Source organism: Sorangium sp. So ce1014 (assembly GCF_051521505.1).
In the GTDB taxonomy this organism is placed as follows: domain Bacteria; phylum Myxococcota_A; class Polyangia; order Polyangiales; family Polyangiaceae; genus Sorangium.
The window spans coordinates 7,965,514-7,980,748 of record NZ_CP150356.1 but is presented as its reverse complement, the minus strand read 5'-3'; the positions used below and the strand labels follow the sequence as shown (position 1 = coordinate 7,980,748).

15 protein-coding genes are annotated in these 15,235 nt (G+C 71.2%); 6 read left to right on the top strand and 9 right to left on the bottom strand.

Going from position 1 to position 15,235, the window contains the following annotated elements:
* Both WME75_RS30055 and WME75_RS30050 read left to right on the top strand, forming a co-directional pair.
* Positions 1–399 carry a 6-pyruvoyl trahydropterin synthase family protein gene (locus tag WME75_RS30055; protein ID WP_437478244.1) on the top strand — a complete coding sequence of 133 codons (399 nt, stop codon included), beginning with the start codon at positions 1–3 and terminating at the stop codon, positions 397–399.
* Between the two features lie 159 nt (positions 400–558).
* A complete protein-coding gene (locus WME75_RS30050; RefSeq protein ID WP_437478242.1) occupies positions 559–1,614 on the top strand; it encodes a glycosyltransferase family 4 protein in 1,056 nt (351 codons plus the stop codon).
* A 4-nt stretch (positions 1,615–1,618) separates the two neighbouring features.
* Here WME75_RS30050 and WME75_RS30045 read toward each other — a convergent pair whose 3' ends face one another.
* Entirely contained in the window at positions 1,619–2,149 is a 531-nt protein-coding gene (locus WME75_RS30045) for a hypothetical protein (RefSeq protein WP_437478240.1), read from the bottom strand.
* A 396-nt stretch (positions 2,150–2,545) separates the two neighbouring features.
* Complete coding sequence (locus WME75_RS30040; protein WP_437478239.1) at positions 2,546–3,529, bottom strand: 1-acyl-sn-glycerol-3-phosphate acyltransferase; 984 nt, start codon at positions 3,527–3,529, stop codon at positions 2,546–2,548.
* Positions 3,530–3,760: 231 nt separating this feature from the next.
* Between WME75_RS30040 and WME75_RS30035 the strand changes: the two genes are divergently transcribed.
* Positions 3,761–5,230 carry a cytochrome P450 gene (locus WME75_RS30035; RefSeq protein WP_437478236.1) on the top strand — a complete coding sequence of 490 codons (1,470 nt, stop codon included), beginning with the start codon at positions 3,761–3,763 and terminating at the stop codon, positions 5,228–5,230.
* 24 nt (positions 5,231–5,254) lie between these two features.
* Here the strand turns inward: WME75_RS30035 and tpx are convergent, their stop codons facing one another.
* The 6 genes from tpx to WME75_RS30005 form a co-directional block, all read right to left on the bottom strand.
* Complete coding sequence (gene tpx / locus WME75_RS30030) at positions 5,255–5,749, bottom strand: thiol peroxidase (RefSeq protein ID WP_437478235.1); 495 nt, start codon at positions 5,747–5,749, stop codon at positions 5,255–5,257.
* 221 nt (positions 5,750–5,970) lie between these two features.
* Positions 5,971–6,342, bottom strand: coding sequence for a hypothetical protein (locus WME75_RS30025; RefSeq protein ID WP_437478232.1), 372 nt, complete (start codon positions 6,340–6,342; stop codon positions 5,971–5,973).
* Positions 6,343–6,741: 399 nt separating this feature from the next.
* A complete protein-coding gene (locus WME75_RS30020; protein ID WP_437478229.1) occupies positions 6,742–8,031 on the bottom strand; it encodes an SGNH/GDSL hydrolase family protein in 1,290 nt (429 codons plus the stop codon).
* 221 nt (positions 8,032–8,252) lie between these two features.
* Positions 8,253–9,518 carry a hypothetical protein gene (locus WME75_RS30015; protein WP_437478227.1) on the bottom strand — a complete coding sequence of 422 codons (1,266 nt, stop codon included), beginning with the start codon at positions 9,516–9,518 and terminating at the stop codon, positions 8,253–8,255.
* A 320-nt stretch (positions 9,519–9,838) separates the two neighbouring features.
* Positions 9,839–11,158 carry an endo-1,4-beta-glucanase gene (locus WME75_RS30010; protein ID WP_437478225.1) on the bottom strand — a complete coding sequence of 440 codons (1,320 nt, stop codon included), beginning with the start codon at positions 11,156–11,158 and terminating at the stop codon, positions 9,839–9,841.
* 158 nt (positions 11,159–11,316) lie between these two features.
* The gene (locus WME75_RS30005; RefSeq protein WP_437478222.1) at positions 11,317–11,853 is read right to left on the bottom strand and encodes a tetratricopeptide repeat protein; all 537 of its coding nucleotides are present in this window, start codon (positions 11,851–11,853) and stop codon (positions 11,317–11,319) included.
* Between the two features lie 413 nt (positions 11,854–12,266).
* Between WME75_RS30005 and WME75_RS30000 the strand changes: the two genes are divergently transcribed.
* A complete protein-coding gene (locus WME75_RS30000) occupies positions 12,267–12,845 on the top strand; it encodes an HdeD family acid-resistance protein (RefSeq protein WP_437478219.1) in 579 nt (192 codons plus the stop codon).
* Between the two features lie 117 nt (positions 12,846–12,962).
* Here the strand turns inward: WME75_RS30000 and WME75_RS29995 are convergent, their stop codons facing one another.
* Complete coding sequence (locus tag WME75_RS29995; protein WP_437478216.1) at positions 12,963–14,075, bottom strand: endo-1,4-beta-xylanase; 1,113 nt, start codon at positions 14,073–14,075, stop codon at positions 12,963–12,965.
* A gap of 355 nt (positions 14,076–14,430) precedes the next feature.
* Between WME75_RS29995 and WME75_RS29990 the strand changes: the two genes are divergently transcribed.
* Entirely contained in the window at positions 14,431–14,595 is a 165-nt protein-coding gene (locus tag WME75_RS29990; protein ID WP_437478213.1) for a hypothetical protein, read from the top strand.
* A 36-nt stretch (positions 14,596–14,631) separates the two neighbouring features.
* Positions 14,632–15,225 (top strand): RNA polymerase sigma factor, encoded by a 594-nt coding sequence (locus WME75_RS29985; protein ID WP_437478210.1) that lies wholly within the window; start codon positions 14,632–14,634, stop codon positions 15,223–15,225.
* Positions 15,226–15,235: the final 10 nt, after the last annotated feature.

Genomic DNA, 15,235 nt, shown 5'->3' with positions numbered 1-15,235 from the left:
ATGTTCCTCCTCGGCGTCAGCGATCACGTGATGATCGCGCACAGCTTCTCCGATCCGTTCTTCGGTCCGGCGACCCGGATGCACGGCGCGACGTACGCCATCGAGGTCGAGATCCGCGCGACGGCGCTCGGCCCGCACCACGTGGTCATGGACATCGGCGCGCTGCACGCGTCGCTGCGCCGGGCGCTCGACACGATCGACTACAAGAACCTCGACGAGCACCAGGCCTTCCCCGGGCGCACCTCGACGACCGAGCGCGTGGCCGAGCACGTGGCCGGCCTCCTCGCTGCGGACATCGCGAAGCTGCCCGCCGACGAGGCGCCGCACCCGGGCGCGACGCTGCGGGTGCTCGTCCGCGAGTCGCCGTCGGCGTACGCGGGCTTCGAGCGCGACCTGTAGCGCCCGCCGCCGGGCGAGCGCCGCGGGGGCGCGCAGCGAGGGCAGGCGTCGGGCGAGCGACGCCGCGCGGCCAGGGCAGGCGTCGGGCGAGCGACGCCGCGCGGCGCGTTGCTGCGCGGCGCGAGGGGGGTATATCAGGTCGAGCTGCTCTCCGGACCCATGCGCATCGCCTGGATCGTCTACGGCGCCCTCGACCAGACCACGGGCGGGTACATCTACGATCGGCTCGTCGTCGAGCGGCTCCGGTCGCGGGGCGACGTCGTGGAGGTCGTGTCCCTCGACCCGGCGCCGCGGTCGCGCGCGCTGGCCGGGCTCGCGCTCGCGCTGCGCCTCGCCCGGATCGACCCGGCCGTCGTGGTCGGCGACGAGCTCTGCTTCCCGGAGCTCGGGCCGGCGTTCGCGGCGCTGCCGCGGCGGATCGCGCGCGTGCTCCTCGTGCACCACCTGAGCGCGTGGGAGCTCCCGCCCGGCGCGCGGCGCGCGGCGCTCTCGCTCGCCGAGGGGGCGGTGATCCGGCTCTCCGACGCGCACCTCGCGACGAGCGCGACGACCGCGGCGCGGCTCCGGCGCGAGCACGGGCTCGACCGGGTCGACGTGGCGATGCCGGGCGCGGACCGGCTCCCCTTGCGCCCCCGCGCCGCGCGCGACGGCGGCCCGCTGCGGCTCACCTTCGTGGGGAGCTTCATCCCGCGCAAGGGGCTGCTGGAGCTGCTCGCGGCGTTCGAGCGGGTCGGGAGCGCGCGCGCCACGCTGCGCCTCATCGGCGATGCGGCGCGCGATCCGGCCTATGCCGAGCGGGTGCGCCGGGCGATCGCCGGCTCCGCGTACCTGCGGGCGCGCGTGGCGGTGCCCGGCGCGCTCGACGACGAGGCGCTCGCGGCCGCGCTCGCCGAGACGGACGCGCTGGTCCTGCCCTCGTTGCTGGAGGGCTACGGCATGGTGCTCACCGAGGCGGTCCGCGCCGGCGTCCCGGTGCTCGCCGCCCGCGCCGGCGCGATCGCCGAGGTCGTGCAGGACGGCGCCGAGGCGCTGCTCTGGGACGACGGCGAGGGGCTCGTGCGGGCGCTCTCCCGCTTCATCGAGGACGGGGCGTTGCGGGCGAGCATGGGCCGCGCGGCGCTGCTCCGGGCTGCGGCGCTGCCCACCTGGGACGGCGCCGCGGTCGCGGTGCGCGCGGTGCTCGCGCGGGTGGCGCGGGTGCCCAACGCCCGCTGAGCCGTCATTCCGCGACGCCGACGGGATCGCGCAGGAAGCACCGCTTGGCGCGGACGAAGGCGTCGAACCGGGCCTCCTGCAGGCCGTCCGCGTCGGCGGTCGGGTCCTTCACGATGCACGCCGCCACGGAGAGCTCCCCTTCGTAAGGGTCCTTTTCGCGCGTCGTCTTGTGGCTCAGCTGGCAAACACCGTTGAGCGCGTCGTCGCCCAGGTTGGCGGACACGTTCCAGGCGTCCTGGCTCATGTCGTGGGATGCGCGGAGGGTGATTCCCCAGAACCCCTTCTTCTCGCGGATGGGACTGTTGAGGATCATCACCTCGAACTCATCGCCTTTCACCCCACAATCGGTGTACCAGCTGCGCTGATTGTCCTCGTCGAACGCGACCGCGGTCTCGCCGTTGTTGCCCGTATCAAGGAAGAACTGCTTCGCCCCGAGGGTGAGCACGGCTCTCCCCGCGACCAGCGGCGGCTCGAAGTCGCTGCCGCACCCGAGCGGCGCGAGCAACAACGCGGTGGCGAGCAGTGTTCTGAGCATGGGTGTCCTCAGTCGTGAGGATCATGCGTGGCCGATCCACAAGTCAATCATCAAATCGACCAATTCACGCGTTCGATCGCGGTAATTTATGTGAGCCCATGGGAATGATGAGGGTCGGGAGTGTGAAAATCCGTCTTCCCGTCGACCCTCATCCCTTTTCGTGAGCCTTTTGAACGATAATCAACTCAAGTGCGGCAATTTTGTCCTGTTCGCGGGAATGGACTCACCTGTGTGCTTCGTTGCATCGGCTCGAATTGCCCTGACCTGTTGCGGTACTCTCGTGCTCTCGTTTTGCGCGCTTGCGCGCTTGCACACTTGCGCGCTTGCACGATCGATTCCTGGTCAGACGTCTGGCTGTCCGTGGCGTCGGCCGGCCGCTCGAGGTGGTTGCGTGACTCAACCGCAGCAGCCGGGACAATCTCGTTTTCTGTAGTCCCCCGGCGAGCTGACCCAAGTCCTGGAGGGCCGCTGGAGAGGTGAGCCCCCCGCGCGTCCCGCGTCCCCCGCGAGCAGCGCCGCCGCCTCCTCCCGGAGCCGCCGCGTGAGCCCCGCGTCATCGTCCCCCCCGCCCACCACCACCGCCGCCGCCTCCCGCGCCTCGCCGAGCCGCACCCGCACGTCGACGTCGTCGAAGCCCGGCAGCGCCACCTGGAGGAGCGGCGCCAGCGTGCTGATCCCGCGGCGCTCGGCCCACCGTGTGACGGCCAGCCGCTTCGCCCGCGGCGAGTGCACCCCCGAGACGACCGCCACCGCGACGCGCCCCCCCGCCGCCGCCGCCGCGCGCAGCAGCGTGCCGGCGCTCGGGTGCCACGCCCCGAGCAGCGCCTCGCCCGCGCCCGCGAACGCCGGATCCGCCTCGATGCGACCCGCCGGGAAGTGCAGCAGCGCACCCCCGCCGCGCAGGTGCCGCAGCGCGCGGCGCACCCCGGCCGTCCGCGCCGCGAGCTCGCGCCGGCCGCCGCCCGCGTCGATCGGCACGAAGAGCAGCCGCTGGCTCACGTGGGGCAGCGCCCGCAGAAACGGCCGCTCGGCCGCGACGATCATGAGATCCCCCCGGCCGAGCGCCGCCATCAGCGCGAGCGCGTCGTAGGCCCCGGGGTGATTCGAGACCACCAGCAGCGCCCTCCGCGACGGCGGCGCCGCGTCGGCCGCCCACCGCGCGCCGAAGCCGGAGAGCGCCTCCCGCGCCGCCACGTGGAGCCCCGCCTCGCCGGTGCGCCGATCGAACCGCGCCAGCACCCGCCCGAGCGGCAACGACGGCACCGCGAAGGCCGCGCACCCCGCGCGGCGCACCCACGCCGGCGCCCCGCCGAGGCCGAGCGCCGCCACCATCTCCTCGCCGGACAGCCTCGCGAGCTCTCTCTCCAGCGGCTCCGCCATGTCCGCGTCTCTACCTGCGCCGACGCCGCCACGCCAGCGCCGCGCTCCCCTCCCGGCCGACCGCGAGGCGCCGCGAGCCGCACCGCCACGAACGCCTCGACCCGCGCCCGCCGGCGCCGGTGTCGGACGGCGACGCACGCGCCTGCCTCGAGGGGGCCAGCGCTACAAGCGCGCGTCCTTCATGGCCTGTCGGGTTTGCGCCGGGGCGCGCCGGCTCTGTATGAAGAGAGCATGAATGCCACGCTCCCTGCCATGGATGACTCCATCCGCCGCGGCGCCGAGCCCGCGCGCCCGCGGCGCACGCTCGCGGACCTCCCGGGGCCGAGGGGGCTGCCCGTGATCGGCAATCTGCTCGCGATCCACCCCGACCGCTGGCACCTCGAGTTCGAGCGATGGTGGCGCGTCCATGGAGACCTGTTCGTCGTGCGGTTGGGCCGCCGGTCGATCCTCGTCGTGGCCGACGGCGAGCTCGTGCGCGACGTGCTCCAGCGCCGCCCCGCGGTGTTCCGGCGGGTGCGCACCATCGAGGACGTGTCACGCGAGGCGGACATGGTCGGGCTGTTCTCGGCGGACGGGGACGCGTGGCGGAAGCAGCGGCAGCTCATCCACCCGACGTTCCACGCGCGGCACGTCGAGAGCTTCTTCCCGAGCATCTGCGAGATCACGGGCAGGCTGCGCGACCTCTGGGCGCAGGCGGCCGACGAGCGCGCCGCGCGCGACGTCCTCGGCGATCTCATGCGCTACTCGGTCGACGTCACCTCGTCGGTCGCCTTCGGCCGCGATCTCGACACGCTCGCCCGCGGGCCGGACGCGCTCCAGGAGCACCTCCAGCGCGTCTTTCTCGGCCTGAACCGGCGGATCCTCGCGCCGCTGCCCTACTGGCGCTACCTGGGCCTCCCCGCCGACCGCGCCTACGACCGCGCCCTGGTCGCGGTGAAGCGGTTCATCCTCGAGCTCGTGACCGCCGCGCGGCGCGAGATGGAGGACGGCACGGACCGGCCCGCCCGCCCGCGGACCCTCCTGGAGCTCATGATCGCGGCGCGCGACGGCGAGGACCCGAAGGCGCGCCTCTCGGACGCCGAGGTCTACGCGAACGTGCTCACGATGCTGCTCGCGGGCGAGGACACCACGGCGAGCACCCTCGCGTGGATCCTCTATTACCTGGGCTCGCGCCCCGACGTGCAGGCGCGCGCCCGCGAGGAGGCGGATCGCGTCCTCGGCGGCGCCCTGATCCCGACGCTCGAGCAGAGCAAGCGCCTGGAGTACACGAGCGCCGTCACGCACGAGACGCTGCGCCTGCGCTCCGCGGCGCCGCTGCTCTACCTCGAGGCGAACCACGACACCGCGGTGGGCGACGTGGCGGTGCCCGCCGGCGCGGGCGTCATGGCGCTCACGCGCGCGGCGGGGCGTAAGCCCGAGTATTTCGGCGATCCGGAGTCGTTTCGCCCCGAGCGCTGGCTCGCGGGCGCGCCCGCGACGCTGCCGCACGAGCCGAGGATGGCGCTCGCCTTCGGCGGCGGGCCGCGCATCTGCCCGGGTCGCTCGATGGCGCTCCTGGAGTGCGCGGTGACGGTCGGCATGGTGCTCCGGAGCTTCACGGTGCACCTCGCGGATCACACCGCGCCGGTGCGGGAGCGGATGGCGTTCGCGATGCAGCCGGAGGGGCTGCGCATCCGGTTCATCAGGCGCGCGGGCGCGTGAGGGCGCAGGCGCCCGCGATCCGGCTCACCGCACCTTGGCGAGGGCCGCGTCGTAGTCGGGCTCCTGCGCGATCTCCGGGACGAGCTCCGCGTGGACGACCTTGTTCTGCTCGTCGAGCACGAGGACCGAGCGCGCGAGCAGGCCGGCGAGCGGCCCGTCCACCAGCTTGACCCCGTACTTCTCGCCGAAATCGCCCCGGAAGGTCGAGAGGCCCTCCGCGTTCTTGATGCCTTCGGCCGCGCAGAAGCGGCCGTGCGCGAACGGCAGGTCCGCCGAGATGTTGAGCACCGTCACGCCCGGGAGCTTCTCGGCGCGCTCGTGGAACGTGCGCACGGACTTCGCGCAGACCCCCGTGTCGACGCTCGGGAAGATGTTGAGGATCTTTTTGCCGGAATAGGACGAGAGCTTTCCTTCCGAGAGGTCGCTCTTCACGAGCGTGAAATCGGGGGCAATCGCGCCGACGGACGGCAGCTCGCCGGCGGTGTGGACGGGGCTTCCCTTGAACTTGGTCTGGGCCATGGTCGCATCCTCCTCTGTGCAGCTGTGCGGCAGCGGCGGTCGTAGGCGCGCGGAGGGCGGATGCCAAGCAGATCCACCCAGGCCGCCGGCTTCGAGGCGCCGGTCGACCTGCCGCGTGGGCGATGCGCTGTCGGACGGTCTTGCCGGCGCGAGCTGCCGCTCGCATCCGCCGGCGCGAGCTGTCGGTCGCGCCGGCGCGAGCCGTCGCTCGCGCCGGACGCTCAGCCGAGGGGCGAGCGGCTGACCAGGGGGAACGGCTCGACCTCGGCGTCGTCGGGGTTCATCGAATCCCTGCTGTACCCCATCTCCTCTTCGGCCGTGGTGACGATGAAGGGGCCCCCGAGCTCCTCGGAATCCATCGTGTCTTCGTACTCCTCGGAGGGGTCGCCCCTGCCCGATGTCGCGGAGGCGAGGTACTGCTCGGCGATCTGCTCGGCGAACTCGTCCACCCCCTGCGTGGGGCCGTCCCCCGGGTCGGGGATGAACGCGTCGCGATCGTCCGAGCGACTCGCGCTGTTGCGCGCTGCCTCCACGATATCCTGGCCGTGGCTCCTGCGGGTGGCCCGCTGGGAGCCGTCTTGCTTGGTCTGCATGATGGATAATCTCCTCGCTCGGCGGCACTCCCACGCGCTTTCCGCTGCGCCGCCCGTCCGGTGTTCTGAGATGGAGAGATGCACCGCGTGTACCAAGGCTGGAACGCCATCCTGATCACGCTTTGGCGAGGAAATCGGATCGGTGTTCACGCGCCGTGACGCGCGCGCTGTACCGGACGTGCCGCGGGTGTAGCGGGGTGCCACAGCCGATGAGAGGCGCCGGTGACACGACGCCCGGTGCCGTACCGCGGTGGCACGGCGCGTCGAGCTGCTGCGGGGTGCTGGAGAAAAGGCTGATCTCGTGGCCAGGCTGCTCTTTGCAGAGCAGAGAGCGACGAGCCGCGGCGCGGCTGGGGGCGCAGGGGAGGATCGATGTCCCTGCGCCTCGTCGCCCTGCTCTTACCAGTCGAGCTCTTCGCTGATGGCGTCGGAGAGCTGCTGGGCCATCTGCTGGTTCTTCTTCGCGCTCGGGTGCCAGTCGCAGCCGAGCCCGTCCGTCTCCTTGGCGTGCGGGGGGAACTCGAGGAAGCGCACCCGATCGTCGCCGCTTTCGGTCCGGTCCTCCACCACCTGGCCGATGTAGTCGCGCGCCCTGCTGAGCGCCTCGGCGCCCTCCGGGTAATCGTCGCTGAGCATGGGGCCGATGGTGCAGAAGATGAACGCCTCCGGATAGTTCTCCCGGACCGTCTCGACGAGGCCTGCATAGGCGTTCGTGAACGGCGCGCGGAACTGGGCGTCGCCCGGGACGTTGATGCTGAAGTCGTTCGTGCCCAGGTTGATCACGACGACCTGCGGCGCCCAGGACGAGAAGTCCCATGCGGGCTCCGGCTCGTCGGCGATCGCCCGGCCGTAGATCTCGGGCATGGTGTCGGCCGCTTCATCGTCGTAGTTCCGGTAAACGCCTCTGCCGGACCAGGCGACGATCGTTGTGTCGGCCCCGAGCATCCGGCCCGTCAGGGCGCTGTAGGCGAGGTAGTTGTTCTCGGTGTCGCTCGTGAAGGGGCAGGTCTCGTCCGCGCCGTCGATGCCGTAACCGGCGGAGATCGAGTCGCCGATCACCTCGATCCGGCGCTCGGGCGCGGGCGGGACCGGCAGGAGCGCCTCGCCCTGCTCCGGGACGAACTCGACGAACTGCGTCACCCCGACAAGCGGCTCGGTCCGGCGGTGGAGCAGGAGATCGTGCTCGCCGTCGGGCAGCCCTTCGGCGACCGTGTAGAGCTCTTCGTCTTCGTTGACCTTGAGGACGCCCTTCGACTCGCCGTCGATCACCACCTGGAAGAAGTTGGATTGGGCCGCGGTCGACGCGTCGTTGAAGCGGACGCTGATTGACGTCCCCGAGAACCGCGTGGCGATCGCGCTGCCAGCCCAGGAGAAGCGGGGGCCTTCGGGTTTCGTCGTGTCGAAGCGCCCGATGAAGCGGATGGTGTCCCCGGAGGGGTTTCCCCCGCCGGTCCCGGTCGTGCTCGACGTCGTCGCGCCTGCGCCTGCGCCGCCCTCGCCTGCGCCGCCCTCGCCGGTGCCGCCGTCGCCGCCTGCGCCCGAGGCGCTGGTCGAGGTCGATGCGGCTGCGCCTGCGCCTGCGCCCGTCGTCCCGTTCGGATCGTCGTCCCCGCACCCGGCCAGCGCCGACAAGGCGATGCAGGAGGCGAAAGCGAGCTTCGGGAGGCTTGAGTAAGCTGCTGTCTTCATGCGGCGGAGGATGCTGCAAGTCCGTGGCGCACACAACACCAATCTTTCCCTGCGAACCGGGTCAGACTCCGCGATGCGGGCGTGGAGACGCCGAGATCGGTTGATGTCCTCCGCGCCGCCGGAGCGCAGGCTCGCCCGGCGGGGGAGTCGATTGCGCGCCCCGCGCGGCGGGCGTTCGGAGGAGGGGGAGTGTCTATCGCGGCGGCGCGCCGCGGAGGCGCTCAGTTCCAGGTCCGGTTCTGGCGCTCGTGCTCGGATCGACCGCTGTCCTCGGCGGAGGAGCGGCCCTGGCCTTGCGAGGCGCGCACGTCGTCGCGCTCGTGGATGCGGGTCGAGTACCCCTGCGGGAGCTCGTCGCCCATGAAGCGGCCGAACCCGGGCCGGCGCTCCGGGCGGTTGTACGGTTCGCCCTGGCCGCGGCGCTCCTGGCCGCGGCCGTGGCCTTCGCGCTCGTCGCTGCGGCCCTGGTAGCCGCGGTCCCCGTCGCGATCGCGGCGACCGTCGCCGCTGAGCCCGCCGCGCTCTGCCTCCCAGCCCCGGCCGCCGGAGCGCTGGTGCTCGTCGCGGCCGCGCTCGCCGCCGCTGAGCCCGCGCTCGTCGCCCCAGCCGTGATGGCCGGGGTTCTGGCGCTCGTTGCCGCCTCGATACCCGCGGTCCTGGCCATCGCCGCGCCCGTAGCCGTCGCCGCGGCTCTGGCCCCCGCGACCCTGGTAGTCGTCGCGGCCTTGATAGCCGCGGCTCTGGTAGTCGTCGCGGCCCTGATAGCCGCGGCTCTGGTAGTCGTCGCGACCCTGGTAGCCGCGGCTCTGGTAGTCGTCGCGACCCTGGTAGCCGCGGCTCTGGTAGTCGCCGTGGCCCTGGTAGCCGCGGCTCTGGTAGTCGTCGCGGCCCTGGTAGCCGCGGCTCTGGCCCTCGTGGCCGCGGCCCTGGTATTCCTCCTCTCGCCCGTAGCCGCGGTGCTGGTTCTCCTCGCGGCCGTAATCGTCGCGCCCTCGCTGAGCCGATCCGAACCCTCTGCGCTCGTCCTCCGCGCCCCGTCCGCTGAAGTGATCGCCGCGCCCGCCGCTCCGCTCCCACGACGGGCTGTCCTTTCCGTACGCGCGGTTCTCCTCCTGCGCCCGGTAGCCGCGTCCGCCGAAGCCTCCTTGCTCCTGTCCGCGCCCGCCGAACCCGCCGCGGTCCTCCGGTCCGCGCTGGCCGCCTGCCTGCCACGGACCCCTGCCTTCGCCGCGCCCTGGCTGTCCGTACTGCGGCTGTCCGTACCGCGGCTCCTGGCCCAGCTCGCCCTGCCGGCTGCCACCGCTCTGGTTCGCGTAGTTGCCTCGGCTGTACGAGCCTCGCTCGAACGCGTCGCGCTCCTCCTCGTGGCCGCGGAGGCCGCGTGGATCGTCGCTCTCTGGAAAGCGCCCCTGATCTTCCCGGCGACGCCAGTCATCGCGCATCCCCTCGTCACGAAAGCCCCGGTCATCGTAGCGATCTCGTGCCATGTCGCTCTCCCTATGGGTGCTGGTGTACAACTCTCGAGGCTCACCCAGGCGGACACCCCGTGAGCCGCGGGTCCATTTGCACAGCAACCGACGTGCCCGGAGGAGCGGGGGAGGAGCGCCGGCCCCCCGAGAGATGGCCTCACCGGGCTCGATACGGCGCTGTCGAGCGCCGATGCGCCAATGCGCCACACGCTGGGGCAAGCTGTCACGCACGCGCGGCCGGGCCCGTCCAGGACGAGCTCGCCACGCTGGCGTGACAGCCAGGTTCGGCTTCGATGGATCGATGCGGGGCGCCGCGGACAGCGGCGCTCACCCGGTGCTCAGTACCGCGTCTCGCAGGGGTGCTGATCGGCGAACGCCTTCACGGCGGTCTTGTGGGACGACCAGGGGAAGTTCCCATCGGTGATCGACCAGGAGAGCGCGCCCGCATAGCCGATGTTGTAGAGGTCGCTCACGAACTTGTCGTAGCCCACGTCCATGTCGGCCATGTTGATGGGGAACTCGCCCATGACGACCGGCTTGTCCGTGAGCCCGTACTCGGAGAGGGGCTTGTTGTACGGGAAGTAGTCGTTGACCCAGCCGTACATGTGGACCTGGTAGAAGTCGACGTCCGACTTCGTCCACGCCTGACCCCACTTGATCGCGGCGCTGCCGACGCTCACGGGCGCGCCGGTCTCGCCCCTCAGCACGGCGGCCGATTCCTTGGCGAGCGCCTCCATCTGCTGGTGCGTGACGAGGTCGAACTTGCTGGAGTCCCCCTCGAACGGCGGGTCGCCGCCGTGGAGGCTCGGCCCGGTCATCGCCCACTCGGGCTCGTTGATGACGTCCCAGGCCAGCATGCGGCTGCGGTGTGGGCTCGACGCGACCGTCTGGGCGATGGGCCGGACGACGTTCTCGATGAGCCGGGCGCGCCGGCCCGCGTCCGCGACGATGGGCCCCATGCTCCAGACCGACAGGCCGTCCGGCGGGTTGTGCGACGTCTTGTGGAAGCCGTCGAAGGAGAACAGCGTGAACATCACGTTGATCTGCGCCTGGTCCGCGAGCTCGAGCGCCGCCAGGATGTCCTGCTTCGAGGTGCCGCCGAGCCCGGTCGGATTGCCCTGCCCGTCGAAGGCGATCTGGTCCCCGTAGAAGCGGGGGTAGATCCACCAGCGGACCACGTCGACGCCGCTTTCGCGCATGTCCTGGAGATCGGCGAGCACCTGGCTCCGCTTGCCCGAGATGCCCGCCTGGCTCCACCGGGACTGACCGCCGAAGTCGGCGCCGAAGTCGCGCCAGGCGTAGTTGACGCCGTACATGAAGCGGAGGCGGCAGGCGATCTCGACCCCTGCATCGAACGGACAGGCGTCCTCGTCGGTGCAGGCGCTGGGCTCTCCGCCGCTGCTGGTGCTGCTGCCCACGGGGTCGCCGCTGCCCGTGCTCGCGGGCCCGCCCGTGGGCGAGCCGGCGCCCGTGCCGGTGGGCGAGCCGGCGCCCGTGCCTGTCGGCCCGGTCGTGCCCCAGGAGCCGCTGCCGGTAGGGCCGCTGTCCGCTGGGTCGCCGCCCGCGCCGCCCTCGCCGCCGTAGCCCGTTCCGTCGCCACAGCCCAGTCCAGCCGTGGTGAGCTGGAGAACCCCAACAAGAGAAAGCCAGTTGCGCATGGGCCGATTATCGCCAGAAACGCGCGGGCGAGCCAGCCCGATCTCTTAATCGGTTCAGTGACTCGGCGCGCAACGTTCTGCCATGGCTACAAGATGATTGTCACAGCGGTCCTGGCGAGATCATCGTCTCTCCTGCAAGGCAGCCAGGGTATTTCGCCTTACCGGGAGGGCCCACGCGGCCTGGGGTGAATCCCCATGTACGCGGCGGCGCTCTTCGCCGAGGGGTCGTCCGGATAGCGTTCGACGAGGTCTTCCGCGAGGCTGCGGGCCTGGCCGGTCCGGTCCGTGCGCACGAGCGCCCGCACGCGGAGCAGGCCGCGCTCGGCGACGCGGGGGCTGTCGCCGAAGTCGCGCGACGCGGCGTCGTCGAGCCGGAGCACCTCCTCGGGGTCGCTCGTCAACGCGGCGCGCATACGCTCGATGACACGGGCCTCTGGGTCCGTGTCCGGCGGTGGCTCCGACTCTTCTGCTGCGGCGCTCACGGTGGCAGCGACGGCGGGCGGCGCGGGAACGACGGATGACTCATCGCGTCGCTCCGGCCTCGTGTCTGCAGTGGACTCGGCGCTCGACGGCCGCGCCTTCAGGGCGGGGGGCTCGTCGCGGTCCAGGAAGAGGAACGCCGCCGCGGCGAGCGCGGCGAGGGGGAGGCCGATGAGCAGCGCACGGCGAGTGCCGGACGGGCGGGGTGCGTCCACGGCGGCCACCGTAGCGCGGAGGGGCGGTCGGCGGTAGCGATCGGAGTGAGGAGAAGGGCTTGCACAGCACGAGGCGTCGCGCCCGCTCGCCGTGCAGCGCGTTGCTTCACGCTGGCGTCGCGGCACTGCGCTTGCTGAGCACGCGGGTGAGAGGAGGTTCCCATGGCGGAACAGCAGCGCCAGCAGGCGGGTCAGAGCGTGCCGGTCTCCAGGTCGCAGCAAGGCAAGCAGAGCAGCCGCGCGACGGGCCGGCGGGCACTTCAGGGGGCAGGCGGTCAATCCACCGGAATGCAGCGGCAGCGAGCGGGCGGGCAGATAGGTCGTTACGGCGGCGGGCGGCAGGCTCAGCCCCTTCGCGAGGGTGCCCCTCGGGACGCACGGCGCCCCGAGGGCGCGCCTTCCTGGAGAATGCGATGATGACCGACTTCATTGTTCGAAACTGGTGGGCGCCCGTCCTCCGCGGCGTGTTCGCGGTGCTCTTCGGCGCGTTCACGCTCGCCGTGCCGCGGATCAGCCTGAAGGCGCTCATTCTGGTCTTCGGCGTCTATGCCGTCGCCGAGGGCGTGACGAGCATCATCGGCGCCGTCCGGGGTGGTGACGAGCGGCGGCGCTGGTGGGTGCTGCTCCTCGAGGGAATCGTGGGCGTCGGCATCGGGCTCATCGCGCTGCTCTTGCCGGGTATCACCGCCGTCGCGCTCGTCTTCTGGATCGGCGCGTGGGCGATCCTCCGGGGCGCGCTCGAGATAGGCCTGGCCATCCGGCTCCGCGATCACATCGAGGGCGAGTGGCTGCTCGGCCTCGCGGGGGTGCTCTCCATCGCGCTCGGGGTGCTCATGTTCGCGTCGCCCGGCGTCGGCGCGCTCGTGATGATCGTGTGGATCGGGGCGTATGCGCTCGTGTTCGGCGTGTTCCTGATCGCGCTGGGGATCCGGCTTCGCGGGCTCGACGCCGCCAGGTTGCGCCAGGGCCCTGGTCCGATCCACGGGACCTGAGGGGGAGGGAACCGCCCTCATCGAGCGTGCTCGCCGGCCGGTCGACCTCGATGTCGCCCTCCAGGTCGAACGCCCTCCCGGTCGCACCAGGTCAGCTCGTAGAGCCTTCGTGACCGCTCAGAAATCCACCACGGCGTCGTAGGCCGGCTTCGGGTCGTGGTTGACGTCGAAGAGCAGGGGGAAGTCCTTGCGCCCCGAGCTGAACTCGGACAGCCAGGTGTTGTCGTCCGCTATGCCCCAGAAGGTGACGCCCGTGATCACGCTCTTGTACTCCCGGAACAGCTCGAAGAACTCCCGATAGCGCGCGGCCTGCTTGGCCTTCAGGTCGTCGGTGAAGGTCGCGGTCGTGTAGAACGTGCTCTGGTTGTACGTCATGCCGGGGATGTACAACGAGAGATCGAGCTCCGTGACCTGCACCTCCAGGCCGAGCGACGAATAGAGCTTGATCGCCTCTTCCAGGTTGGCCACGTGCTGGTAATATGCCTGGTTCGTGGCCACCGTGGAGGGCTCGATGTTGAAGTGAGCTTGCAGCCCGACGCCGTGGACTGGCACGCCCTGAGCGAGCAAGCCCTTGAGCATGTTGTAGATGCCCTGCTGCTTGGCGGGGATGTAGTTGTAGAAGTCGTTGTAGAACAGCTTGGCGTCCGGGTCGGCGGCGTGCGCGGACTTGAAGGCCTCCGCGATATAGCTCTCGCCGATGATCTCGTGCCAGCGGCTCTTCTGGCCATCCGCCAGGTTGCCCGTGCGGTACGTACCGTCCTCCATCATGGCCTCGTTCACGACGTCCCACGCGTAGACCTTGCCCCGGAAGTGACGCATCACGTTGCTGATGTGGCTGTTCATGCGTGCCAGCAAGGTCTGCTTCGAGACGGTGCCGCCTGAGCCGTTCGAGAACAACCAAGCGGGGTTCTGGCTGTGCCAGACCAGGGCGTGTCCGCGGATCTTCATCCCGTTCGCGACCGCGAAATTCACGATGCCATCCGCCGGGCCGTAGGAGAAGCTGCCTTCGGTCCTCTGCAGCGACTCGAACTTCATTTCGTTCTCGGCGGTGATGCTGTTGAAGTGCGTCTTCAGCAGCGCGGCGTGCGTCATGTACGACTGCGAATCCACCGCTGCCCCGATCGGGAAGTAGCTCGCGTACTTCTCCGCCAGGTTCTTGGGGTCGTCCTCCGCGCCCCCCGTGCCTCCGGAAGCAGCGTCGGGCGTGCCACCGCTTCCACCCTCGTTCATCTGACCACCGCTGCTGGTACCGGCCGGCGCCCCACCGCTGCCTCCAGCGTCGCTTCCGCCCGCGCCACCCACGGAGCTCGCCGAGGTTCCTCCCGTTTGAACGGTGCTCGCGGTGGCGCCGGTGGCGCCGGTGCCGCCGGTGGCGTCGTCCGGGGCGGCATCGTCCGGACCCGACGTTGACGAGTCGCAAGACAGGAGCAAGCAGGTGAGCAGCCCAATCGAAATCAAACTCTTGTGCATCGGTGCCATCCCTCGAGCGCGCACCCTACCGAACTCGGGGTCGCCAGGCGAGTGCGGCCTTCCTCGTTATCCGTCGAGCAGCTCGTGCAGTCAGCGCACGAGCCCGCCAGGTACAGTGAACCTGTACTCGCTCGGCGCCCGCGTGCGCGTCGATGCGCAAGGTGGACCGCAATTTCCGCTGCTGCGGCGCTCGTTCGTCTTCGAGAAGCCCGCGCTGCTCCTCGACGAGGTGCTCCCGGTCACGTGGGCGCTCCACGTTGGCCCGAGCGTTTCGTTTTGATGATCAGACGGCCGCGATCCGGAGATTGCACGAAGTGTGAGCCGTGGTGAAGCGCTGACCCTGACGGAGCTCCCCGCCGCCGCGCTGACCGAGAGCCGGGCGGCGGCGGGGCGAATCGCCGCGCTCGTGGCGCAGCACTCGAAGTTCGTGTGGCGCTCGCTGGTGCGGCTCGGCGTGCCGCGCGCCGACGCGGAGGACGCGGTGCAGCAGGTCTTCCTCGTGGCGACCCGGAAGCTCGCGGTCATCGAGACCGGCCGTGAGTCCGCGTTCCTGTTCTGCACGGCGCAGCGGATCGCCTGGCACGCGCGGAGGACGCAGCGGCGGCGCCGGGAGGTCCTCGAGGACAAGCCCCACGATCGCGTGGATCCGGCGCCGGATCCCGAGGAGATGGTGGATCGCGGTCGCGCCCGCGCCGCGCTCGACGCCATCCTCGAGAGCATGCCCCTCGATCTGCGCGCCGTCTTCGTGCTGTTCGAGCTGGAGCAGATGACGATGGCGGCCATCGCCGTGATGCTCGAGCTCCCACCGGGCACGGTCGCCTCCCGCCTCCGCCGCGCGCGCGAGCACTTCCAGGCCGCCGTGAGGCGGCTCGAGGCGCGGGGCCATTCCCGAGATGAGTGCGATGAGTGATCCCGAGCGC